Origin of the sequence: Novosphingobium sp. NBM11 (genome assembly GCF_015390225.1) — a bacterium.
Taxonomy (GTDB): domain Bacteria; phylum Pseudomonadota; class Alphaproteobacteria; order Sphingomonadales; family Sphingomonadaceae; genus Novosphingobium.
In genome coordinates this window covers 3,848,620-3,869,813 of record NZ_VUOG01000001.1, presented here as the reverse complement: position 1 = coordinate 3,869,813, position 21,194 = coordinate 3,848,620, and the positions used below count along the sequence as shown (strand labels likewise).

The window sequence follows — 21,194 nt, the reverse complement described above, 5'->3', positions numbered from 1 at the left end:
AAGCATTGCGAAATCACATCATTTGATCGAGCGCGGCGATCGTTTCGCCAAGCACGCGCCTCAGCGAAAGGAGGCTTGCGCCCAGCGACATTTCCGGCCTTTCGGCCATCAACATCATGGCTTTCAGCACCGCGTTGGATTCCCGCGCCAACAGAATCAAATGCACGCCACTTGGGGCATTGGTGCCATTCAGCCAGTTTTTTGCGGTGCGATCACTGACGCCTGTCCACTTCATGATCATCTTCGTGCCGTTGCGCGTCGATCCAAACTCGACCTTCAAGGCCGAGGCGATCACTTGCGCGAATTCGGCATCCGTCAGTCTGTCGCGACCGACCGGAAATGAACTTCCCTTCTTCGGAAACATGTTGCCCTCCCTTTGCTGTTAGAAAGGAGAGAGCACGCAGCGAGGTGGCATCCGGGCAACAATAAGGCGCGACCACGATGGTCATTGAGTGGAAAACAGACGATGATTTCCGATCAGACCGCCCGCCACCAAAGCGGGCCGCTGAATATGTCCGTATGTCCACCGATCACCAGCAATATTCAACTGACAATCAGGCGACAGCAATACGCGCATATGCCGAGAGGCGCGGATTCGAGATTGTCCGAACCTATGCCGATGAGGGCAAAAGTGGCCTTCAGATCGGCGGGCGCGATTCCCTCCAACAGCTTCTCATCGACATCGACGGCGGCAACGTCGATTTCGAGGCCGTTCTTGTTTATGATGTGAGCCGGTGGGGCCGCTTCCAAGACCCTGATGAAGCGGCCTATTACGAGCTACGCTGCAAACGCGCCGGGATCACAGTTCACTACATCGCCGAGCAGTTCGAGAACGACGGCACCATTGGTTCGTCGATCATCAAAACCGTCAAGCGGGCAATGGCCGGGGAATACAGCCGCGAATTGTCCGTAAAGGTGTTCGCTGGGCAATGCCGCCTTATCAGCCTTGGCTATCGCCAAGGTGGCGCACCTGGCTTCGGGCTGCGCCGGATGCTTGTCGATGAACGCGGCCAGCACAAGGGCATTTTGGCCCGTGGTGAACACAAGAGCATTGCCACGGATCGGATCGTGCTGGTGCCGGGGCCGGAGGAGGAAATCGCAACCGTCCGCGACATCTACCGCCAATTCGTCGAGGACTGCAGATCGGAACGGCAAATTGCCGATTGGCTGAATGCCAAAGGCATCCTTTCCGACCTAGGGCGTGCCCGGACACGCGGCGCGGTCCATCAGATTCTCATCAACGATAAATATGCTGGTCACAACGTCTGGGGCCGCACTTCCTTCAAGCTGAAAACCCGGCACGTTCGCAATGATCCATCGGACTGGATCAGGCACGACCAAGCCTTTCCGGCTATCGTGTCGCAGGAGTTGTTTGAACAAGCCCGCCGCATCATCGCGGAGCGGTCAAAGCGTCTGACCGACGATGACATGCTCGCGCTGCTGTCCGAAGTCTTGAAAAAGAACGGCTACCTGTCCGGCCTTATCATAGACGAATTCGAGGATGGGCCGTCCAGCAGCGCCTACCAGTCCCGCTTTGGCAGCCTGTTGCGCGCCTATTCGCTTGTCGGCGTCACGCCCGACCACGATTATCGCTACATCGAGATCAACCGCGAATTGCGCCGGATGCACCCGTCGATTGTCAGGGACGTGATCGAGGGCGTGCGTGCCGCAGGCGGCACCGCGATCCAGAATCTCGAAGATGACACGCTGACAATCAACGACGAGATCACCGCCTCCATCGTTATCGCCCGGTGCAAGCTGACACGCGGCGGCCTCCGCCGCTGGAAAATCAGGCTCGACGAGACCTTGCGCCCTGACCTCACAATCTGCGTCAGGATGGACGAGGACAATATGACCGCGCACGACTTCTATATCTTGCCGCGCATGACCCTTGAGGAGAGCGTGCTTCGGTTGGCCGACCACAACGGCCTGTCGTTTGACGCATTCCGCTTCGACGCGCTGGATGGATTGTTCACCTTGGCGAAGCGCGTGCCATTTCGGCAGGCAGCATAAGCCGTGGCGCTGCCCGCCCAGCGCGTCGAGATGATCCCGATTGACAGGATCACCGTGGTCAATCCGCGCCTTCGCAACAAGAAGGTGTTCAAGGGCATCGTCGAAAACATCGCCGACGTCGGCCTCAAACGTCCGATCACCGTCACCAGCCGTCACGGCGAGGATGGCCCGCTATACGATCTTGTCTGCGGTCAGGGCCGCCTTGAAGCCTTCCGGCAGCTCGGCCAGACCGAGGTGCCCGCCTTGATTGTGACTGCCGATCAGGAAGATTGTTTCGTCGCCAGCCTCGTCGAGAATTGCGCCCGCCGTCAGCATCAGGCCGTGGACCTGTTGCAGGACATCCTCGGGATGCGCGGGCGCGGTTATTCCGACAGCGAAATCGCCGCCATGACCGGGCTTTCCGCCAATTATGTCTATATCGTGGGGAGGCTTTTGGAACGCGGCGAGCGGCGTTTGGTCGCTGCCGTAGAGGCAGGCTATCTCCCCATATCCGTCGCCCTCGAAATCTGCGAAGCCGACGATCAGGGCGTGCAGGCCGCGTTGCATAAGGCCTATGAAGACAATCTCCTGCGCGGCCGCGCGCTGATCGCCGCACGCCGTTTGGTGGAGGTGCGAAAGCGGTCTGGCAAAGCGGCCAAGCTCACCAAACTGGTAGGCAAAGATGCAGCAGCAACACCCGAGGGGCTGGTGAAGGCCTTTCAGGAGGACACCGAACGGAAGCGCATGATGATCCGCAAGACCGAGGCGACCCGCAATCGCCTCGTCTTCATCGTCGAAGCCCTGAGCCAGCTAGCGAACGACGAAACTTTCGTGGCGATCCTTGAAGATGAAGGGCTTGCAACAATTCCGGCCCGGCTTGCAGATCGAATTCAAAAAGTCAGGATCAGCGTCCAATGACCCGGAGCAATCGGCAGCGAAAAATCAAGCTGGCCTTTGAACAGACCAGTTTGCGGATTCCGCTTGGCGAGATCGAGCTTCTACGCGCGATGCCAGAATCGACACGGAAATCGCCCAAGTACGGCCAGATCGCGGCATCAATCACCGAAGTCGGCATTATCGAGCCGCCCGTTGTCGTTCGCGTGCCGGGGAAGGACGAGCGATACCGGCTGCTAGACGGGCATATCCGCATCGACATTCTGAAAGCGCGCGGGGACAAGGATGTTGTCTGCCTTGTGGCGACCGACGATGAGGCGATCACGTACAACAAGCGCATCAGCCGCATGGCTATCGTTCAGGAACACAAAATGATCCTGAAGGCGCTTGAGAAGGGCGTTTCCGAGGAGCACCTCGCGCGCGCTCAACGTCAACATTTCAAGCATTCGCAGCAAACGACGCTTGCTGGACGGAATTTGCGATGAGGTGGCGAAGTTGTTGCAAGACCGGATGGTGCCGCTCAACACCTTTCGCGAGATGAAAAAACTGCGCCCCATGCGGCAGATCGAAGTCGCCGAGACCATGATCGCGATGAACAGGTTTTCATGGCCCTATGCCAAGTCGCTTGTTGCCGCCACGCCGCAGCATCTGTTGACCAGCGAAAAACGCAAGACCGTGCGCGGCCTCAGCGATGAGCAGATCGAGCACATGGAACGGGAAGCGACAAACATCGACCGCGAGTTCCGCATGATCGAGCAAAGCTACGGCACCGATCATCTCGATTTGGTTCTGGCGACCGGCTACTTGGCCCGCATGACGGAAAACGTGCGCGTGGTTCACCACCTAGCCCGCTTCCATCCGGAACTGTTGGCGGAGTTTCAGCGGATCGTGCAGCTGCGCGAAGCAGCATAGTCATTCAAACAGCTTGCAACACCCGCAGAATCCGAGCCCCTCGCCAAAGCCGGGCGTCAGATTTCAAGCAGCAAGCGGCGATGCCATCGGCCTCTTCGACGGACGCGCACGAGGCGCGACCGAAATTTTCACGCGGACATCACGGTTGAGCCGGTCGAGAATGCGCATCAGGCGGTCAATGGTGAAGCGGTCGAGCTTGACCTGGCGGATACGCGAAAAATCCGCAGCAGCAATGCCAGTGCGCGCCTCGGCATCCCGCACCGTCAGCTTCTCGTTATCAAGCGTTTTGACGATTTCAGCGGCAAGGATAGCGCGGACCTGACGAAGGTTCGCGTCGGGGACATCGAAATCCGCAAAGACGTTGCCGGAACCACGGACCAGCTCGAAATCGTCATCATGGTCAGCCATCGAGCATCTCCTTCAATCGCTTGATCCGCTCGCGCACGAGGTCGATTTCATGGCGCGGCGTCGAAATTCCTTTGGTCGATTTCTTCTGGAAAGCATGAACCACCCAGATGTCATCGCCCATTTGCAGTGCGTAAACGACGCGAAAGGCGTCACCACGCTCCTTGATCGCCAACTCCCAGACACCTGCCCCAAGTGCGGCGAGCGGCTTGGCGATTTCCGGCGTACCACCATCGGCCACAACCGTCAGGGCATCGAACGCCCGATTCATGGCCCGTTCGGGAAACGCCTCAAAATCCTTCCGCGCCGCCTTAATCCAAGAGATTGTGCGAAGGGTGTTACGCGATTTCGTCATATGTAGTCATATCTGCCAACAAAGTCAATCTAGGATAGCTGTCATGCTGCCGCCGCAAGGGACGTTCGACGATCAAGCACCTCAACCGCCTTCAGCTTATGTTCGGGAGCGAGATGGGCATAGCGCAACGTCATGGCATAGTCGCTATGGCCTAGCAGCTCGCGGACCGTGTTGAGATCAACTCCACCCATCACCAACCGCGATGCAAAGTGATGGCGCATATCGTGCCAGCGGAATGCGCCGATTTCGGCGTCCTTGAGCAATCGACGCCACGAAAAATTCACGCGATCAAACCGCTCCCCGGCTTCATTGAGGAACACCAACCCGTCCGCTTCTTCTGCCTGTGCTCGCCACCCCTGCAAGACCAGAGTAGCCTCCCGGTTTAGCGGGATATGGCGCGTGCGCTTGGATTTGGCTGTTGCCCCTGTCACGGTCAGAATGCGCCGGTCGAGATCGACGTTGGACCATGTGAGATCGAACAATTCACCGCGACGGCAGCCAGTGTTGATCGACAGCAGGATGAGCGGCTTCACATGATCGGTGAACATTACCGTTCGCAGGCTGGGGAGCAGAACATAGCCGCGTTCACGCCGCCAATGATTGGCAGAATCGCGTTCGGCGCGACGGCGCTCCTCACGGGCATCCATCGCGGCGCGAAGCCTCTTCTCTTCATTGTCGTTGAGGAACCGGACCTTGAGGCAGTCGTCCGTTTTCGACTTCTTGACCTTGGCGAGAGGATTGGCCGAAATCAGTTCCCAATCGACAGCGCGATTGAGCGCTGCCTTGATCGACGAAATATCGCGGTTGATGGTTTCCAGACTGAGGCCTCGCTCAATCTCACTGGCGCGCCACTTCTCGACATCCAGCCCTGTGATTTCATCCAGCCGCTTATTCAGCAAGGACTTGAAAGCCGTCGCCAGCCGCTTGAGGTTCTGCGCGTGCGCCCGCTGATTGGCCTTCGCCCAGATTTTATAGTCGCCATCAAGGAAGTCTTGAAAGGTCGGGACGCCCGGCTTTGGCTTGCGTGCTTCTATAGGGTCAATCCCGCGATAAACATCAGCAAGGATCGTGCGGGCGCTCTCACGCGCATCGGCAACGCCGAGCACATCTGCCCGTCCGAGGAAGACCCGCTTCCCACGCCCGTATTCGCAATACCAAGATTTAACGCCCGACGGCATCACTCGCAGCACCAACCCCTTTAGCCTCGTGTCGCGATGCTCGACTTTGGAAGCCGGAACGGGCAACTTGTCGATTGCCATTTGGGTAAGTGCCGCACGCATCGTCTACCGCCTTTGCTTGGTCCGCGAATCATTCTGGTGGTGCGCTGGTGGTGCAACTTGGTGAAACAAGGCGCATCAAAATGGCACCGCGCGCAACGCCCTAAGTTATCAAAAAGTGGCTGATTTCTTAGGGAAAATCAAGAACTATCGGAGCAATTGCGTTGCACCATGAACCCCCAAAAAAAAGCGGCTGGGGGTGTGGGGGTCGGAGGTTCGAATCCTCTCGTCCCGACCAATATTTCCAACAACAACGCACAACGAAACACGCCGCCCACGGAACCCCGCAGGCGGCGCGCTTGTTTTGGTCGTTCGATCCCTATCAGGCGAGATCGAAGCGGTCGGCGTTCATCACCTTGGTCCAGGCGGCGATGAAATCGGCCACGAACTTCCCGTGGGCATCATCCTGCGCATAGACTTCGGCATAGGCCCTGAGGATCGAGTTGGAACCGAACGTCAGGTCCAATGCCGTGGCGGTCCACTTCACCGCGCCCGTCTTGCGATCACGGATTTCGAAGAGGCCGTTGCCGGCCGGCTTCCAGGTGTTGGCCATGTCGGTCAGGTTCACGAAGAAGTCGGTGGTCAGCGCGCCTTCGCGGGCGGTCAGCACACCGTGCTTCGTTCCGCCATGGTTGGCGCCGAGCACGCGAAGCCCGCCGACCAGCACGGTCATTTCCGGCGCGGTAAGCCCCATCAGCTGCGTGCGATCCAGCATCAGCTCCGCCGGGCTGACCGCGTAGTCCTGCTTCAGCCAGTTGCGATAGCCATCGTGGATCGGCTCCAGCGGCGCGAAGCTGTGAGCGTCGGTCTGCGCGTCGGTGGCATCGCCCCGCCCCGGTGCGAACGGCACGGTCGCCTCGATGCCGGCAGCCTTGGCGGCCTGTTCCACACCGACATTGCCGGCCAGTACGATGATGTCCGCCACGCTGGCGCCAACATCCGCCGCGATCGGTTCCAGCACCGCCAGCACGCGCGCCAGCCGGGCCGGCTCGTTGCCTTCCCAGTCCTTCTGCGGGGCCAGGCGGAGGCGCGCGCCGTTGGCGCCGCCGCGCATGTCGGACCCGCGATAGGTCCGCGCGCTGTCCCACGCGGTCGCCACGAGATCGCTGATCGACAGTCCGCTCGCCGCGATCCTGGCCTTTGCCGCGGCGATGTCCCAGCCGGTGCTGCCGGCGGGCACCGGGTCCTGCCAGATCAGGTCCTCGGCCGGTACGTCGGGTCCGTGGTAGCGCACCTTCGGCCCCATGTCGCGGTGCGTGAGCTTGAACCAGGCGCGCGCGAAGACCTCGGAGAAATAGGCCTGATCGTCGCGGAACCGTTCGGAAATCGCTCGGTAGACCGGGTCCTTGATCATCGCCATGTCGGCATCGGTCATCATCGGATTGGTGCGGATCGACGGGTCCTCCACGTCGGCCGGACGATCTTCCTCGCGGATGCTGACCGGTTCCCACTGCCAGGCGCCGGCCGGGCTCTTGCGCAGTTCCCATTCGTGGTTGAACAGCATCTGGAAATAGCCGTTGTCCCACCGCGTGGGATGCGTGGTCCATGCCCCCTCGATGCCGCTGGTGATCGTATCGCGGCCCATGCCCTTGCCGCCGGGATTGGCCCAGCCAAGGCCCTGCTGCTCCACCGGAGAGGCTTCGGGTTCGGGGCCAAGCCGGCTGGCATCGCCATTGCCGTGCGCCTTGCCTACGGTGTGGCCGCCTGCGGTCAGCGCCACGGTTTCCTCGTCATCCATCGCCATGCGGGCGAAGGTTTCGCGAATCTGCGCGGCCGTCTTCAGCGGATCGGGCTGGCCGTTCACGCCCTCCGGATTGACGTAGATCAGGCCCATCTGCACGGCCGCGAGAGGGTTTTCCATCGTCGAAGGCGTGGCGACATCGCCATAGCGTTCGTCCGACGGGGCCAGCCATTCCTTCTCGGCGCCCCAATAGACGTCCTTTTCGGGATGCCAGATGTCCTCGCGACCAAACCCGAAACCAAAGGTCTTCAGCCCCATGGTCTCGTAGGCGATGGTGCCTGCCAGCACGATCAGGTCGGCCCAGCTCACCTTGTTGCCGTACTTCTTCTTGATCGGCCACAACAGGCGGCGCGCCTTGTCCAGGCTGACGTTGTCAGGCCAGGAATTGAGCGGCGCGAAGCGCTGGTTGCCGGTGCCGCCACCGCCGCGCCCGTCCGCCGTGCGATAGCTGCCGGCCGAATGCCACGACAGGCGGATCATCAAGCCGCCGTAATGCCCCCAGTCCGCCGGCCACCATTCCTGGCTGTCGGTCATCAGCGCGCGCATGTCCTGCTTGAGCGCCTCGAAATCAAGCGACTTCAGCGCCTCGTGATAGCGGAAGCCCTTGCCCAGCGGATTGGTCTTGCTGTCGTGCTGGTGCAGGATGTCGAGGTTGAGCGTTTCGGGCCACCAGCTCGTGACGGAGGCCGACGTGCTGGTCAGGCCCCCATGCATGACGGGACACTTCCCCGCCGTTGCGGAATTGCTGCTCATTCTGTTTCTCCAGCCTTGTTCATCAACCGCGCCGCATGCGCCGCCGAAATCCGTATCGTTCGGGCGAACTAATTTATCAAAGCGATTTAAATCGTCACAATGATCGCTCAGTGCGATTTCTGTATCTCACATCATGTCGAGCGCCGGAGCAATCATACTTTGGTTTCCTACATGAACCGATACGGTTACTGTCCCGCGTCCTGCCGCAACAAGGACGCTCCCATGCCCCTCCTCGACGCCCTGATTTCCCCCATCTCATCGATCATCGATCGCGTCATTCCCGACAAGGAAGCCCGCGACCGCGCCAAGCTGGAACTGTTGAGGCTGCAAGGCACGCAGGAACTCGAACAGATCCGCACGCAAATGTCGGCCATCCTCGCCGAAGCGGGTTCTACCGATCCATGGACCAGCCGCGCCCGCCCCGGCTTCCTCTACGTCATGTACATCATGATCCTGTGGTCGCTGCCGATGGGCCTGATCGCTGCGGCGCGGCCCGAAGCGGCACGCGACATCGCCGCCGGTATCACCGCCTATCTCAATGGCCTGCCCGAGCCGCTCTATGCGCTCTTCGGCACCGGCTATCTCGGCTACACGGCGGCGCGCCAGTGGGGCAAGGCCAAGGGCATCGACCGGTAAAGAGATGGACCGCGCGGGTTCCTTCCGGGGATTCGCGCGGCCACTTGCGCATGGCGGCGGCGGCACTATCACGGCGCGGCGGCCACACGCACCGGGAACACGCCACCATGTCAGACAAGACCGTCTTCGTCCTCAATGGACCGAACCTCAACCTGCTTGGCCTGCGCGAGCCGGAAATCTACGGATCGCAGACGCTGGACGACATTGCCGGCATGCTGGAAGACCACGCGCAGACGCTCGGCCTCGACATCGACATGCGCCAGTCGAATCACGAAGGCCACCTGGTCGACTGGCTGCACGAAGCGCAGGCCGTGGGGGCAAAGGCCGTGCTGCTGAACGCCGGCGCCTATACCCACACCTCGGTCGCGCTGCACGATGCGATCAAGGGAATCCGGACGCCGGTGATCGAAGTCCACCTGTCCAACCCCCATACCCGCGAAGCATTCCGCCACAAGAGCTACGTCGGGATGGCCGCCAAGGGCACCATCGCCGGGTTCGGTGCGCGCAGCTACATTCTGGCGCTGGACGCCGCCGCCGCACTCTGACGGCTTCCCGTAGGCGCGAAAAAGCGGCGAAAGCGCCTGTTTTCCACCCTCGCGGGCATTCCCACCCCATCCCCCCCTTGCCAGCGCCGCCGGCTGAAGGCATGGCGGCCAGCCAGTATGACCACCCGCGAGGATTAAAATGGGGCACGACCGCGGCGAAAAGGCCGAAGGAATGGCAATCGACAGCACGCTTGTGCGTGAACTGGCGGAGCTGCTTGCCGAAACCGGGCTCAGCGAAATCGAAGTCGAGGACGGCGAACGCAAGATCCGCGTCTCGCGCACGCTGACGGCGGCGCCGGTGGCGCAGACCGTTGCCGTCGCCGCTCCGGCGCCCGTTGCCGCCGCTGCTCCGGCGGCCGCGCCCGCAACAGCGCAACCGGCCGAGGATCACGCCAATGCCGTGAAATCGCCGATGGTGGGCACGGTCTATCTCTCGCCCGACCCCAGCGCTCCCGCTTTCATCAGCCTTGGCCAGACCGTGAAGGCCGGCGAAACGCTGCTGATCGTCGAAGCGATGAAGGTGATGAACGCGATCACCGCGCCCGCGGCCGGCACCGTGAAGGCAATCCTCGTCGAAAATGCGCAGCCGGTCGAATACGACCAGCCGCTGGTCGTGATCGGCTGAGGCGCCAGCGCCCATGGCCATCAAACGCCTGCTGATCGCCAATCGCGGCGAAATCGCCCTGCGCATCCACCGTGCCGCGCACGAGATGGGGATCGAAACGGTCGCGGTGCATTCCACCGCCGATGCCGACGCGATGCACGTGCGCCTGGCCGATCACGCGGTCTGCATCGGCCCGCCGCCCGCGCGCGACAGCTACCTGAACGTCGCCGCGATCATTTCGGCGGCGGAGATCACCCAGGCCGACGCGATCCATCCGGGCTACGGCTTTCTCTCGGAGAACGCCAAGTTCGCCGATATCGTCGAAGCCCACGGCATCACCTGGATCGGCCCCAAGCCCGAACATATCCGCACGATGGGCGACAAGGTGGAGGCCAAGCGCACCGCCGGCGCGCTGGGCCTGCCGCTGGTTCCGGGATCGGATGGCGCCGTCTCCGAAGTGGAGGAAGCGCGCAGGATTGCCGAGGCGATCGGCTACCCGGTGATCATCAAGGCCGCATCGGGCGGCGGCGGACGCGGCATGAAGGTGTGCAACAGCGCCGACCAGCTCGAAACGCTGATGCAGCAGGCCGGTAGCGAGGCGAAAGCCGCGTTCGGCGATGCCACGGTCTATATCGAGAAGTATCTCGGCAACCCGCGCCACATCGAATTCCAGATATTCGGCGACGGTAACGGCAACGCCATCCACTTGGGCGAGCGCGACTGCTCGCTCCAGCGCCGCCACCAGAAAGTGCTCGAAGAAGCGCCCTCGCCCGTCATCTCGTCCGAGGAGCGCGCGCGCATGGGCGGTGTGGTCGCGCGCGCCATGGCCGACATGGGCTATCGCGGCGCGGGCACCATCGAGTTCCTGTGGGAAAACGGCGAGTTCTATTTCATCGAGATGAACACCCGCCTGCAGGTGGAACATCCGGTGACCGAAGCGATCACCGGCGTCGACCTGGTGCGCGAACAGATCCGCATCGCCGAAGGGCGGCCGCTGTCGGTCGCGCAGGAGGACATTGAGTTCAAGGGCCACGCGATCGAGTGCCGCATCAACGCGGAAGACCCGTTCACCTTCGCGCCCTCGCCCGGCCTGGTGAAGACCTATCACGCGGCCGGTGGCATGCACGTGCGCGTCGATTCGGGGCTTTACGCGGGCTATCGCATCCCGCCGTACTATGACTCGATGATCGCCAAGCTGATCGTCTATGGCCGCACGCGGGAAGGCTGCATCATGCGCCTGAAGCGCGCGCTGGAGGAAATGGTGATCGATGGCGTCAAGACCTCGATCCCGTTGCACCAGAAGCTGCTGACCGATCCTGACTTCCTCAGCGGCGATTATACGATCAAGTGGCTGGAAGACTGGCTGGCGAAGGACGCCTGAATCGCTTGCAAACGCGGAGTGGAAAGCCCCCGCTGCTGCGACCGACGCCGCCTGCGGCGACGCAAGTCTCGCTCCCCTCCCGCAAGCGGGAGGGGGTGGGGGTGGGCGGCGCTCCATGGATTGCAAGCGATATAACCGCCTTCTGTAAGGGACCTCACTCCTCGCGTGGCTTCCACCGCACCACGCGCCACAGGTAGGCGATAGCCACCAGCGCCATGCAGCCGGTCGCCAGCGGCCCGGTGTACCGATCGACCTCCGCGAAATTGCGGCCGAGATAATAGCCCGCCGCCACCAGCAGCGCGTTCCACACGGCCGCGCCAGCGAAGGTGAACGCCAGGAAACGGGCATGGCCCATCCGGGCGAGGCCCGCCGGCAGCGAGATCATCGTGCGCATCACCGGGGCGAAGCGCACGGCGAAGACCACCCACTGCCCGTGCCGCCCGAAGAAGGCCACGAGCCGTTCCACATCGTGCCAGTCCAGCGTCAGCCAGCGTCCGAAGCGCGTAACCAGCGGGTGCAGGCGCCGGTACCCGAACGCCCGTCCGACCAGGAACCAGAAATAGTTGCCCAGCGTCGATCCCGCGGTGGCGAACAGCATCAGCGGCGCGATCTCCATCCGCCCCCTGGCCACGGCGATCCCGCCCAGCCCCATGATCACTTCGGACGGGATCGGGGGGAATACGTTCTCGATGACCATCAGGGCGGCGATGCCCCAATAGCCGCCGCCTTCGATCAGGTGGACGATCCAGTCATTCATCGATCACACAACGCGGCGATACGGGAACGGGTCCGGTTCCCGACGCGTCAAAGCCGCCGCTCGATCGCGTCCCAGATCATACCCGCCGTATCGCTGCCGTTGAATTTGTCGATGGCGACGATGCCGGTGGGGCTGGTCACGTTGATCTCGGTCAGCCACTTGCCGCCGATCACGTCGATGCCCACGAAAATCAGGCCGCGCTTCTTCAACTCCGGCCCCAGCGCCTCGCAGATTTCCTGCTCGCGCGCGGTCAGCGTGGTCTGTTCGGCATAGCCGCCGACGGCAAGGTTGGAGCGGAACTCGCCCTCGCCCGGCTTGCGGTTGATCGCGCCAGCGACCTCGCCATCGACCAGCACGATGCGCTTGTCGCCTTCCGCCACTTCGGGAAGGAACGGCTGGACCATGAACGGTTCCGGCCAGACCTGCCCGAACAGTTCGGCCAGCGCGGAAAGGTTGCCGCCATCGGCTTCCACCTTGAACACCGCCTTGCCGCCATTGCCGTGGAGCGGCTTTACGACCACCGCCGTTTCACCCAGTTCGTGCTGGAAGGCGCGCACGTCCTTTGCCGAACGGGTGATCAGCGTGGGCGGCATGAAGCGCGCGTAATCGAGCACATAGACCTTTTCCGGCGCATTGCGCACCGAACGCGGATCGTTGACGACCAGCGTCTCGCCCTCCAGCCGTTCCAGCAGGTGCGTGGCGGTGATGTAGCCCAGATCGAACGGCGGGTCCTGCCGCATCAGCACGACATCGGCGTCGCTGCCCAAATCGAGCTTGCGCACCTCGCCCAGCTTGTAGTGATCGCCCGCCACGCGCTGCACCGTCACCGGCGCGCCTTCAGCCGTCACGCGCCCGGCCTTCCACGCCAGCGACTTCACGTCATAGTAGTACAGTTCATGCCCGCGTTCCTGCGCCGACAGCATCAGGGCGAAGGAGGAATCCCCCGCGATGTTGATCGAATGAAGCGGGTCCATCTGGACCGCGACGCGAAGGGTCATGCTGTTCCATCCCGTGAAGGCGCCGTCATGGCTGCCAGACGTTCGCCATGTGGCGTGGCCAGCGGCCTGGCGCAAGGAGGATCACGTCAATTCGCAGGACATCGCCGGGTCTGGCAAAGCGCGGCGCGATCGCTTCGGCGGCGCGCGCCACGCGTTGCAGGCGGCGGGCATCGATGGCGAGATCGAGTGCTTCGCCGCTACGCCGCCACTTGACCTCGACGAAAGCCAGCGTGCGGCCGCGCCGCGCGACGATGTCGACCTCGCCCACGCCGATCCGCTGGCGCCGGGCGAGAATGCGCCAGCCTTTCAAGCGCAGCCACAGGCCGGCCAGCGCCTCGCCACGCCGGCCCTGTTTTTCGGCCACGGCCCGATCACGGGCGCGGCTCATGCCTTGAGCGCCATCGCCTGTGCATAGAGCGCCTTGCGATCGAGCCCATGCTTCTTCGCCACGCGGGCGGCGGCCTGCGAGGGCGGCAATTCGGCGAGCGCGGCGCGCAGTTCGGCTTCGACGACGTCCTCGTCCGGCGCCTCGGGCGCGGCGGGCGGACCGGCGAGCAGCACGATCTCTCCCTTGGGCGGATGCGCGCGATAGTGATCGGCAAGGTCTGCCGCCGTGCCCGTCCGGCATTCCTCGTGCAGCTTGGTCAGTTCCCGCGCCACGGCAACTTCCCGCCCCGGCAGCACGGTTGCCATGGCTTCCAGCGAGGCGACAAGGCGCGGCCCGGTTTCGTAGAACACCAGCGTTGCGGGGACGGCGGCGAAGCTCGCCAGCACATCTCCCCGCGCCTTGTCCTTCGAAGGCAGGAAACCTGCGAACAGGAAACGGTCGGTCGGCAAGCCGGCGATGGTCAGCGCGGTGATCATCGCGCTAGGCCCCGGCAGGCTGGTGACGGCGATCCCGCGCGCGCGCGCTTCCCGCACCAGGCGATAGCCGGGATCGGAAATCAGCGGCGTGCCGGCATCGCTCACCAGCACAACCGGTTTTTCCGCCATTTCGGCGAGTAATCGCTCGCGCGCCTCTTCTCCGGCGTGATCGTCATAGCGCCGCAGCGGCTTCTTGATGCCAAGATGATTCAACAACTTAGCCGTGACGCGCGTGTCTTCGCACGCTATAACCGCACAAGAGGCAAGCGTTTCGGCGGCGCGTCTGGTAATGTCGCCGAGATTGCCAATCGGCGTGGCGACAATATAGAGCCCGGGCTCCATAAGCGAAGGCGTGGTCATGCGCCTTCCATGGCCGGGTCATTGGGAACGGGCAAGCGATGTTGAAAGGTCAATGGGTCGGATCCGTCCGGATGGGGCGGCGTTTTCTCGTGATGGGCGCCATGGCCGCGCTCGCCGCGTGTACCGTCATTCCCAAGCCGCAGGGGCCGGTCGCGCCCAGGCCCGAACCGACCGAAACCGCGCCGCAGGCCAATGTCCTGCCTACCGATGCCTCGCGCCACCGCGTCGCGCTGCTGGTGCCCATGACGGGGCCAAACGCATCGGTGGGCCAGTCGATCGCCAATGCGGCGATGATGGCGCTGCTCGATACCAACGCGCAGAACCTGCGCATCACCACCTACGATACGGCGGCCGGCGCGGGCGCGGCGGCGAACAAGGCCATTCTCGACGGCAACCGCCTGATCCTCGGGCCGCTGCTGGCCGAAGACGTCGTCGCCGTTTCCGGAGTCGCGCGGCCGGCCAAGGTGCCGATGATCACCTATTCCAACGACGTGAGCGTGGCCGACCGCGACGTCTTCGTGCTCGGGCAGGTTCCCGGCCAATCGGTGGCCCGCGTCGTCAGTTTCGCCAAGAGCCGCGGCGTAAACCGCATCGGCGCGATCATCCCCACCGGCATCTACGGGCAGCGGGCGATGAACGCGCTGACCGAAGCCGCGCGCGCCAGCGGCGTAACGGTAACCGCCACCGAAACCTATGACCGCAGCAATACTTCGGTCGCCAGCGCGGTGCGCCGCCTGCTGGCCAAGGCCCCGGTCGATGCGCTGCTGATCGCGGACGGCGCGCGCATTGCGCTCCAGGCCGCGCCGGCGGCCGGCGGAACACGCCTGCTCGGCACCGAACTGTGGGCGGGCGATGCCGGGATCGCGCGCAGCGCCGCCACGCGCGGGGCGTGGTTCGCCACGGTATCCGACGCGCGCTTCGGCCAGTTCGAGCAGAGCTATCGCCGCCGCTATGGCGCATCGCCCTCGCGCATCGCCACGCTCGGCTACGATAGCGTGCTGCTGACGCTCAACGTGGGCCGCACCTGGAAGCCCGGTACGATCTTCCCCACCGCCAAGCTCTATGACCGCGACGGGTTCATCGGCCTGGACGGCGTGTTCCGTTTCAACCAGTTCGGCGTGGCCGAGCGCGCCATGGAAGTGCGCGAGGTAGGCGCGGGCACCTTTACTACGGTAAGCCCGGCGCCGGCCCGCTTCACCCCCTGACACCAGCCCTGCCCGCCCGGTATCGCGGGACGGGATAAGTTATCCGCCCCTTTGCGCCGAAATCGCCCGCATAAGGGTGCCTCCCGGCTTGCGTCCGGAATCCGGCGTGTTCTATAGCCGTTCCATATGGCTGACGACCTGTTCGACAAGGCGCCGGTATCCAGCGCCGAAAGCTACGATGGCTCCGCGATCGAGGTGCTGGAGGGGCTCGAACCCGTTCGTCGCCGTCCCGGCATGTATATCGGCGGCACGGACGAACGCGCGCTGCATCACCTGGCCGCCGAAGTGCTCGACAACGCGATGGACGAGGCCGTCGCCGGCCATGCCAACCGCATCGAGGTGACGCTGGAGGAAGAACCCGGCTCGGCCGGGCGGCTGACGATCACCGACAACGGGCGCGGCATCCCGGTCGACGAGCACCCGAAGTATCCGGGCAAGTCGGCGCTCGAAGTGATCCTCACCACGCTCCATTCGGGCGGCAAGTTCTCCGGCAAGGCCTATGCCACGTCGGGCGGCCTGCACGGCGTGGGCGTCAGCGTGGTCAACGCGCTGTCAACGCTGACGCGGATCGAAGTGGCGCGCAACAAGGAGCTTTACGCGCAGGAATTCTCGCGCGGGCATCCCACCGGGCCGCTGGAAAAGATCGGCAATGCCCCCAACCGGCGTGGCACTTCGGTCACCTTCGTACCCGATCCCGAAATCTTCGGTGCGGACGCCCGGTTCAAGCCGGCGCGGCTGTTCCGGCTGGCGCGGTCCAAGGCCTATCTCTTCGCTGGCGTTGAAATCCGCTGGAAGTGCGCGCCATCGCTGGCTTCGGAAGACGTGCCGGCGGAAGCCGTGTTCCAGTTCCCCGGCGGCCTTGCCGATCACCTCGCCGAACAGGTCGGCGCGCGCGAATGCGTAACGTCGGTGCCCTTCACCGGATCGCAGGATTTTCCCGCCGGGCCGGACAGGCAGGAGATGGGCCGCGTGGAATGGGCGATCGCCTGGCCGCTGTGGTCCGACGGCTCGTACAGCTGGTACTGCAACACCATTCCCACGCCCGACGGCGGCACGCACGAACAGGGCCTGCGCGCGGCGCTGACCAAGGGCATCCGCGCCTTTGCCGAACTGATCGGGCAGAAGAAGGCCAAGGACATCGCGCCGGAAGACATGATCACCGGAAGCGAGGTCATGCTTTCGGTGTTCGTCCGCGATCCCCAGTTCCAGAGCCAGACCAAGGACCGCCTGACGTCTCCGGAAGCCGCGCGCCTCGTCGAAAACGCGGTGCGCGACCATTTCGACCACTTCCTGACCGACAACATGGAGCGCGGCAAGGCGCTGCTGGGCGCGGTGATGGAGCGCATGGACGAGCGGCTTCGCCGGAAGGCGGAGCGCGAGGTCAAGCGCAAGACCGCCACCAATGCCCGCAAGCTGCGCTTGCCGGGCAAGCTGACCGACTGTTCCGGCGAAGGCGATGGCGAGACCGAACTGTTCATCGTCGAAGGCGATTCGGCCGGTGGCAGCGCCAAGCAGGCGCGCGACCGCAAGACGCAGGCGATCCTGCCGATCCGCGGCAAGATCCTCAACGTCGCCAGCGCCACCAGCGACAAGATCCGCGCCAACCAGGAAATCGCCGACCTGATCCTGGCGCTGGGCTGCGGCAGCCGCAAGGACTGCAACCCGGATGCGCTGCGCTATGACCGCATCATCATCATGACCGATGCCGATGTCGACGGCGCGCACATCGCCACGCTGCTGATGACGTTCTTCTTCCAGGAAATGCCCGACGTGGTGCGGCGCGGCCATCTCTATCTGGCACAGCCGCCGCTCTATCGCCTGACCAGCGGCAGCACGTCGGCCTATGCCCGTGACGATGCCCACCGTGCCGAGCTGGAAGCGACGAAGTTCAAGGGCAAGAAGGTGGAGGTCTCCCGCTTCAAGGGGCTGGGCGAAATGAACCCGCAGCAGCTTCGCGAAACGACAATGAGCCCGGCCAGCCGCTCGCTGATCCGCATCACCCTGCCGCCGGAATACGAAGGCCGCGCGGCCGTGAAGGATCTGGTCGATCGCTTGATGGGCCGCAATCCAGAGCACCGCTTCATGTTCATCCAGAACCGCGCGAGCGAGGTCGATCCGGAATTGATCGACGCCTGACGGGCCCAAAACCCGGCCATCGCTCGGAACCCGAACGTCCCGTCAACCGTTCACCCATGGCTAAGATCGGCGGTCCTATCCCGAGAAGGGTGGGGCCAAGACCGCTCGCGAACAGCGGCGGATTGCGGAGATTTGCCATGAAGCGTTCCATCACCCTGCTAGCCCTGCCCCTGGCGCTTGGCCTGTCTGCCTGCGCGTCGGATGGATACTACGGCGAATACGGCACCAGCGTTGGCTGGGGCTCTCCCTACCCCTACAACGGCTGGTACGACGGGTATTACGGCCCGATCTATGACGGCTACTGGGGCCGCGACGGCTTCTTCTACTATCGCTCCGCCCCTGACGCCCGCGCGTTCCGGCGCGGCGACCGCAACCACTTCCGCCGCGACGCGCCTCCCCCCGGCGGACGCTATCAAGAGTTCCGCGGCAACTTCCAGCCCCGGCGCGACTATCACATGCCGAACTATCCCCACGGAGGCGGACCGCGCGGCGGCGAGCGTCCGCGCGGGCACGGGCACTGATCATTCCCGCTCAAACGGATGTAACGCCGACGCAGGCTCGATTGACAATGTCTACTTATTAAGTAGTAATTTCTCCCGCTACCGCCTTCCGGCGGAGCACTCGGGAGATAGACATGCGCGTCGGCGTCCGTTCCTTCCTTCTGTCCGCAACATCAGCCTGCTCTCTACTGCTCGCCGGGTGCGGCGAAAAAGCGCCCGAAGCCGCTTCGGAAAGCGCCGCCTCCAGTGTCCCCGGCATATCGCCATCAGCGGCGCCGGGTGTGGCTTTCAACTATCATTATGACTTCGCGCTTCCCGACAAGGCGATCGCGGGCGTGCAGGAGCAACACGCTGCCGCCTGCGAAAAAACTCGGCCCGGAACGGTGCCGCATCACCGGCATGCACTATGCATTGGTGCGCAACGATAGCGTCAGCGCCAGCCTCGAATTCAAGTTGGCCCCGGATCTTGCCCGCGCATTTGGCAAGGAAGGCATTGCGGCGGTGGAGCACGCCGACGGAAAGCTGATCCGCGCTGCGATCGAAGGACAAGACGTGGGTTCCGACATCGCGGCCGCCCAGAAGCGCGGTTCGGACGCGCAGGCCGATCTCAACCAGATCGAGGCCAAACTCGCCAAGGGTGGCCTGGGGGATCGCGAACGGGCGGAATTGAACCAGCAGGCCGGCGCGTTGCGCGCGAAGGTCGCGGCGGAACGCGATGCCCAGACAACCGGCGCGGTGCGATTGGCAAGCACGCCGATGACCTTCACTTATGCCGGCGGTGGCAGCTTCGTGTGGGGCGACAACCCGTTCGCCGGGGTGGCGCAGGCCTCCTGGTCCAGCTTGCGCACGATGGTCGCACTGGTCGTCTTCATCGTCGGCATCGGCGCTCCATGGCTCGCGCTGCTGATCGCGCTGCTCGTCTTGTGGCGCGTCCTGCCGATACCGCGCCTGCGCCGCTTCCTGTTGCGGAAAACAGAAGACGAATAACGCCGATCAACCGCCGTCGGACGGCTCATCGCCCGCGGCATCCTCGCGCTTCGCCGGCTTGAAATCGAAGCGGATACGCACCCAGGCGCCGATCATCGGCTTGCCGTCCACGCGCGGCGGCCGGACCAGGAATTGCCAGGAGGCCTGCCGCAGGGCGCGGGCGATGCCCGAGCCACGCGGGGATTCGTCGAGTTCGCGGCAATCCTCGACGTGGTATTTCTCGATCGTGCGGCAGGCGATCATACCCCACTGGCCGGGCGGGCGCCCCTGGGGCATGTAGCCGGCGATCTCCGCATCGCGCGGTTCGCGATACCATTCGGCGGCGTAGAGCCGCGCGCCGTTGGGTCCATCGCCCTGCCCGCCGGCCGATCCGCCCGCCGAGCCCGACGCGCTGCCGCTGCTGCCCGCGTCCCCGCTCCGGGCCATCTTGCCGATATCCGCCGCTGCAAGGTCCGCCCGGCTCATGTGGATGAAACCCGGCGGCCAATCGACCTTGTTTTCGGAGGGCACCGGCACGTGCGGCGGCATTACCGGTCTTGGCGCCTGCGCTGCCTGCTGCGACCGTTCGCTGGCCTTGATTTCGCGCGTGGCCTTGCGGGCGCCCGCCGAACTCGCTTCCGCTTCCTTGGACAGATTGACCGCGACCAGTTGCCCGCCGCCTTCGGGGCCATTCCCGGTGAAGGCCCCCATCCGGATCATGATGAAGAACAGCAGCGCGACGGTGGCCGCCGAAAGCAGGAACGCAGGCCCCCTGCTACGCCGCGACGCGCCATATCGACCGGAAGGCAAGGACGCGGGCTCCGCTGACATCGCGGCGTGGCTACAGCCCGGCGCGGGCCGGCGCAATCGCCCTGAATCATGAAATATCATTCATGCGGAAATACTTGGACGCGCCCCGAAACAATCGGCCAAAACAATCGGCCAAAACAATCGCTTGAAATTCGCCGTGAACACCGTTTCAAAACCCGCCGTTGCGGCTCTTGTCACACGGCGCGCCGCCGCCTATCCCTTAACCAAGCGATTAAAAAAGACAGGATGGAAGGCATGCGTTTTCAAGGCACCAGCAACTATGTCGCCACCGATGATCTGAAGGTGGCGGTCAATGCCGCCGTGCTGCTGCGGCGCCCGCTGCTGGTCAAAGGCGAACCGGGCACCGGCAAGACGGTGCTGGCCCACGAAATCGCCAAGGCGGTGGGCGCGCCGCTGATCGAATGGAACATCAAGTCCACCACCAAGGCACAGCAGGGCCTTTACGAATACGATGCCGTTGCCCGCCTGCGCGACGGCCAGCTCGGCGACGAGCGCGTGCATGACATTCGCAACTACATCAAGAAGGGCAAGCTGTGGGAGGCGTTCACCAGCCCCACGCTGCCTGTGCTGCTGATCGACGAGATCGACAAGGCCGACATCGAGTTCCCGAACGACCTGCTGCAGGAACTCGACCGCATGAGCTTCGACGTCTACGAGACGCAGGAGCGCATCGCGGCCCAGGAACGCCCGATCGTGGTCATCACCTCGAACAACGAGAAGGAACTGCCCGACGCCTTCCTGCGCCGCTGCTTCTTCCACTACATCAAGTTCCCCGACCGCGACACGATGCAGGCGATCATCGACGTCCACTTCCCCGGCATCCAGAAGACGCTGGTGAGCAAGGCGATGGAAGTGTTCTACGAAGTGCGCGAAGTGCCCGGCCTGAAGAAGAAGCCCAGCACGTCGGAACTGCTCGACTGGCTGAAGCTGCTGCTCAACGAGGACATGCCGCTCGACGTGCTGCAGAACCGCGATCCCACCAAGGCGATCCCTCCGCTACACGGCGCCCTGCTCAAGAACGAGCAGGACATCATGCTGTTCGAACGGCTGGCCTTCATGGCGCGCCGGGGGAATTGAACTCG

The 21,194-nt window shown here is 63.7% G+C and carries 24 protein-coding genes; 14 read left to right on the top strand and 10 right to left on the bottom strand.

All coding sequences use genetic code 11. The annotated features are described in order from the left end of the window. Window positions 1–13: 13 nt before the first annotated feature. A complete protein-coding gene (locus F1640_RS18770; RefSeq protein ID WP_058457432.1) occupies window positions 14–364 on the bottom strand; it encodes a hypothetical protein in 351 nt (116 codons plus the stop codon). Between the two features lie 77 nt (window positions 365–441). Here F1640_RS18770 and F1640_RS18765 point away from each other — a divergent pair, with 77 nt between their 5' ends. The 4 genes from F1640_RS18765 to F1640_RS24890 are packed head-to-tail and all read left to right on the top strand — an operon-like array spanning window position 442 to window position 3,798. After that, window positions 442–2,013 (top strand): recombinase family protein, encoded by a 1,572-nt coding sequence (locus tag F1640_RS18765; protein WP_194920691.1) that lies wholly within the window; start codon window positions 442–444, stop codon window positions 2,011–2,013. Window positions 2,014–2,016: 3 nt separating this feature from the next. After that, window positions 2,017–2,910: a plasmid partitioning protein RepB C-terminal domain-containing protein gene (locus F1640_RS18760; protein ID WP_309229300.1), complete on the top strand. Its 894-nt coding sequence runs from the start codon at window positions 2,017–2,019 to the stop codon at window positions 2,908–2,910. Beyond that, complete coding sequence (locus F1640_RS24895; protein WP_206694718.1) at window positions 2,907–3,371, top strand: ParB/Srx family N-terminal domain-containing protein; 465 nt, start codon at window positions 2,907–2,909, stop codon at window positions 3,369–3,371. Before F1640_RS18760 ends, F1640_RS24895 begins: the two co-directional genes overlap by 4 nt. Next, window positions 3,349–3,798: a plasmid partitioning protein RepB C-terminal domain-containing protein gene (locus F1640_RS24890; RefSeq protein ID WP_255530410.1), complete on the top strand. Its 450-nt coding sequence runs from the start codon at window positions 3,349–3,351 to the stop codon at window positions 3,796–3,798. The genes F1640_RS24895 and F1640_RS24890 overlap by 23 nt, the downstream gene beginning before the upstream one ends. Window positions 3,799–3,861: 63 nt before the next feature. Here the strand turns inward: F1640_RS24890 and F1640_RS18750 are convergent, their stop codons facing one another. The 4 genes from F1640_RS18750 to katG all read right to left on the bottom strand — a co-directional run bounded on the left by F1640_RS18750 (window position 3,862) and on the right by katG (window position 8,329). After that, a complete protein-coding gene (locus F1640_RS18750; protein WP_185682070.1) occupies window positions 3,862–4,206 on the bottom strand; it encodes a helix-turn-helix domain-containing protein in 345 nt (114 codons plus the stop codon). Then, entirely contained in the window at window positions 4,199–4,558 is a 360-nt protein-coding gene (locus F1640_RS18745; RefSeq protein ID WP_185682071.1) for a type II toxin-antitoxin system RelE/ParE family toxin, read from the bottom strand. Before F1640_RS18745 ends, F1640_RS18750 begins: the two co-directional genes overlap by 8 nt. Before the next feature lie 41 nt (window positions 4,559–4,599). Next, window positions 4,600–5,838 carry a tyrosine-type recombinase/integrase gene (locus F1640_RS18740; RefSeq protein ID WP_194920690.1) on the bottom strand — a complete coding sequence of 413 codons (1,239 nt, stop codon included), beginning with the start codon at window positions 5,836–5,838 and terminating at the stop codon, window positions 4,600–4,602. Between the two features lie 319 nt (window positions 5,839–6,157). Then, complete coding sequence (katG, locus tag F1640_RS18735) at window positions 6,158–8,329, bottom strand: catalase/peroxidase HPI (RefSeq protein WP_194920686.1); 2,172 nt, start codon at window positions 8,327–8,329, stop codon at window positions 6,158–6,160. A gap of 222 nt (window positions 8,330–8,551) precedes the next feature. Between katG and F1640_RS18730 the strand changes: the two genes are divergently transcribed. From F1640_RS18730 to accC, 4 genes are all read left to right on the top strand, one after another. Continuing rightward, the gene (locus F1640_RS18730) at window positions 8,552–8,965 is read left to right on the top strand and encodes a holin family protein (RefSeq protein ID WP_194920684.1); all 414 of its coding nucleotides are present in this window, start codon (window positions 8,552–8,554) and stop codon (window positions 8,963–8,965) included. Between the two features lie 107 nt (window positions 8,966–9,072). Continuing rightward, window positions 9,073–9,510, top strand: a complete 438-nt coding sequence (gene aroQ / locus F1640_RS18725) for a type II 3-dehydroquinate dehydratase (RefSeq protein WP_124807592.1) — start codon at window positions 9,073–9,075, stop codon at window positions 9,508–9,510. 139 nt (window positions 9,511–9,649) lie between these two features. Then, window positions 9,650–10,135, top strand: coding sequence for an acetyl-CoA carboxylase biotin carboxyl carrier protein (accB, locus tag F1640_RS18720; RefSeq protein ID WP_255530409.1), 486 nt, complete (start codon window positions 9,650–9,652; stop codon window positions 10,133–10,135). Window positions 10,136–10,148: 13 nt separating this feature from the next. Further along, window positions 10,149–11,495 carry an acetyl-CoA carboxylase biotin carboxylase subunit gene (gene accC, locus F1640_RS18715; protein ID WP_124807594.1) on the top strand — a complete coding sequence of 449 codons (1,347 nt, stop codon included), beginning with the start codon at window positions 10,149–10,151 and terminating at the stop codon, window positions 11,493–11,495. A 154-nt stretch (window positions 11,496–11,649) separates the two neighbouring features. On the opposite strand, the gene F1640_RS18710 is transcribed toward accC, so the two are convergent. Genes F1640_RS18710 through rsmI form a run of 4 tightly spaced genes read right to left on the bottom strand, consistent with a single transcriptional unit; the run spans window position 11,650 to window position 14,474 of the window. Next, window positions 11,650–12,252, bottom strand: coding sequence for a DedA family protein (locus F1640_RS18710; protein WP_194920683.1), 603 nt, complete (start codon window positions 12,250–12,252; stop codon window positions 11,650–11,652). Window positions 12,253–12,299: 47 nt separating this feature from the next. Continuing rightward, window positions 12,300–13,250, bottom strand: coding sequence for a glutathione synthase (gshB, locus tag F1640_RS18705; RefSeq protein WP_125955378.1), 951 nt, complete (start codon window positions 13,248–13,250; stop codon window positions 12,300–12,302). A 25-nt stretch (window positions 13,251–13,275) separates the two neighbouring features. Next, window positions 13,276–13,638 carry a YraN family protein gene (locus tag F1640_RS18700; RefSeq protein ID WP_124807597.1) on the bottom strand — a complete coding sequence of 121 codons (363 nt, stop codon included), beginning with the start codon at window positions 13,636–13,638 and terminating at the stop codon, window positions 13,276–13,278. After that, entirely contained in the window at window positions 13,635–14,474 is an 840-nt protein-coding gene (gene rsmI / locus F1640_RS18695) for a 16S rRNA (cytidine(1402)-2'-O)-methyltransferase (RefSeq protein WP_125955377.1), read from the bottom strand. Before rsmI ends, F1640_RS18700 begins: the two co-directional genes overlap by 4 nt. Before the next feature lie 71 nt (window positions 14,475–14,545). Here rsmI and F1640_RS18690 point away from each other — a divergent pair, with 71 nt between their 5' ends. From F1640_RS18690 to F1640_RS18670, 5 genes are all read left to right on the top strand, one after another. Then, entirely contained in the window at window positions 14,546–15,679 is a 1,134-nt protein-coding gene (locus tag F1640_RS18690) for a penicillin-binding protein activator (RefSeq protein WP_124807599.1), read from the top strand. Between the two features lie 126 nt (window positions 15,680–15,805). After that, the gene (gene parE / locus F1640_RS18685) at window positions 15,806–17,815 is read left to right on the top strand and encodes a DNA topoisomerase IV subunit B (protein WP_194920682.1); all 2,010 of its coding nucleotides are present in this window, start codon (window positions 15,806–15,808) and stop codon (window positions 17,813–17,815) included. 137 nt (window positions 17,816–17,952) lie between these two features. Next, on the top strand, window positions 17,953–18,336 hold the full coding sequence (locus F1640_RS18680; RefSeq protein WP_194920679.1) for a hypothetical protein: 384 nt from the start codon (window positions 17,953–17,955) through the stop codon (window positions 18,334–18,336). Between the two features lie 113 nt (window positions 18,337–18,449). Next, window positions 18,450–18,743: a hypothetical protein gene (locus F1640_RS18675; RefSeq protein WP_194920678.1), complete on the top strand. Its 294-nt coding sequence runs from the start codon at window positions 18,450–18,452 to the stop codon at window positions 18,741–18,743. Then, complete coding sequence (locus F1640_RS18670) at window positions 18,715–19,302, top strand: hypothetical protein (RefSeq protein ID WP_194920677.1); 588 nt, start codon at window positions 18,715–18,717, stop codon at window positions 19,300–19,302. Before F1640_RS18675 ends, F1640_RS18670 begins: the two co-directional genes overlap by 29 nt. Window positions 19,303–19,308: 6 nt before the next feature. On the opposite strand, the gene F1640_RS18665 is transcribed toward F1640_RS18670, so the two are convergent. After that, a complete protein-coding gene (locus F1640_RS18665) occupies window positions 19,309–20,091 on the bottom strand; it encodes a hypothetical protein (RefSeq protein ID WP_255530408.1) in 783 nt (260 codons plus the stop codon). Window positions 20,092–20,346: 255 nt separating this feature from the next. On the opposite strand from F1640_RS18665, the gene F1640_RS18660 reads away from it, so the two are divergent. After that, entirely contained in the window at window positions 20,347–21,189 is an 843-nt protein-coding gene (locus F1640_RS18660) for a MoxR family ATPase (RefSeq protein WP_124807604.1), read from the top strand. Window positions 21,190–21,194 lie beyond the last annotated feature (5 nt).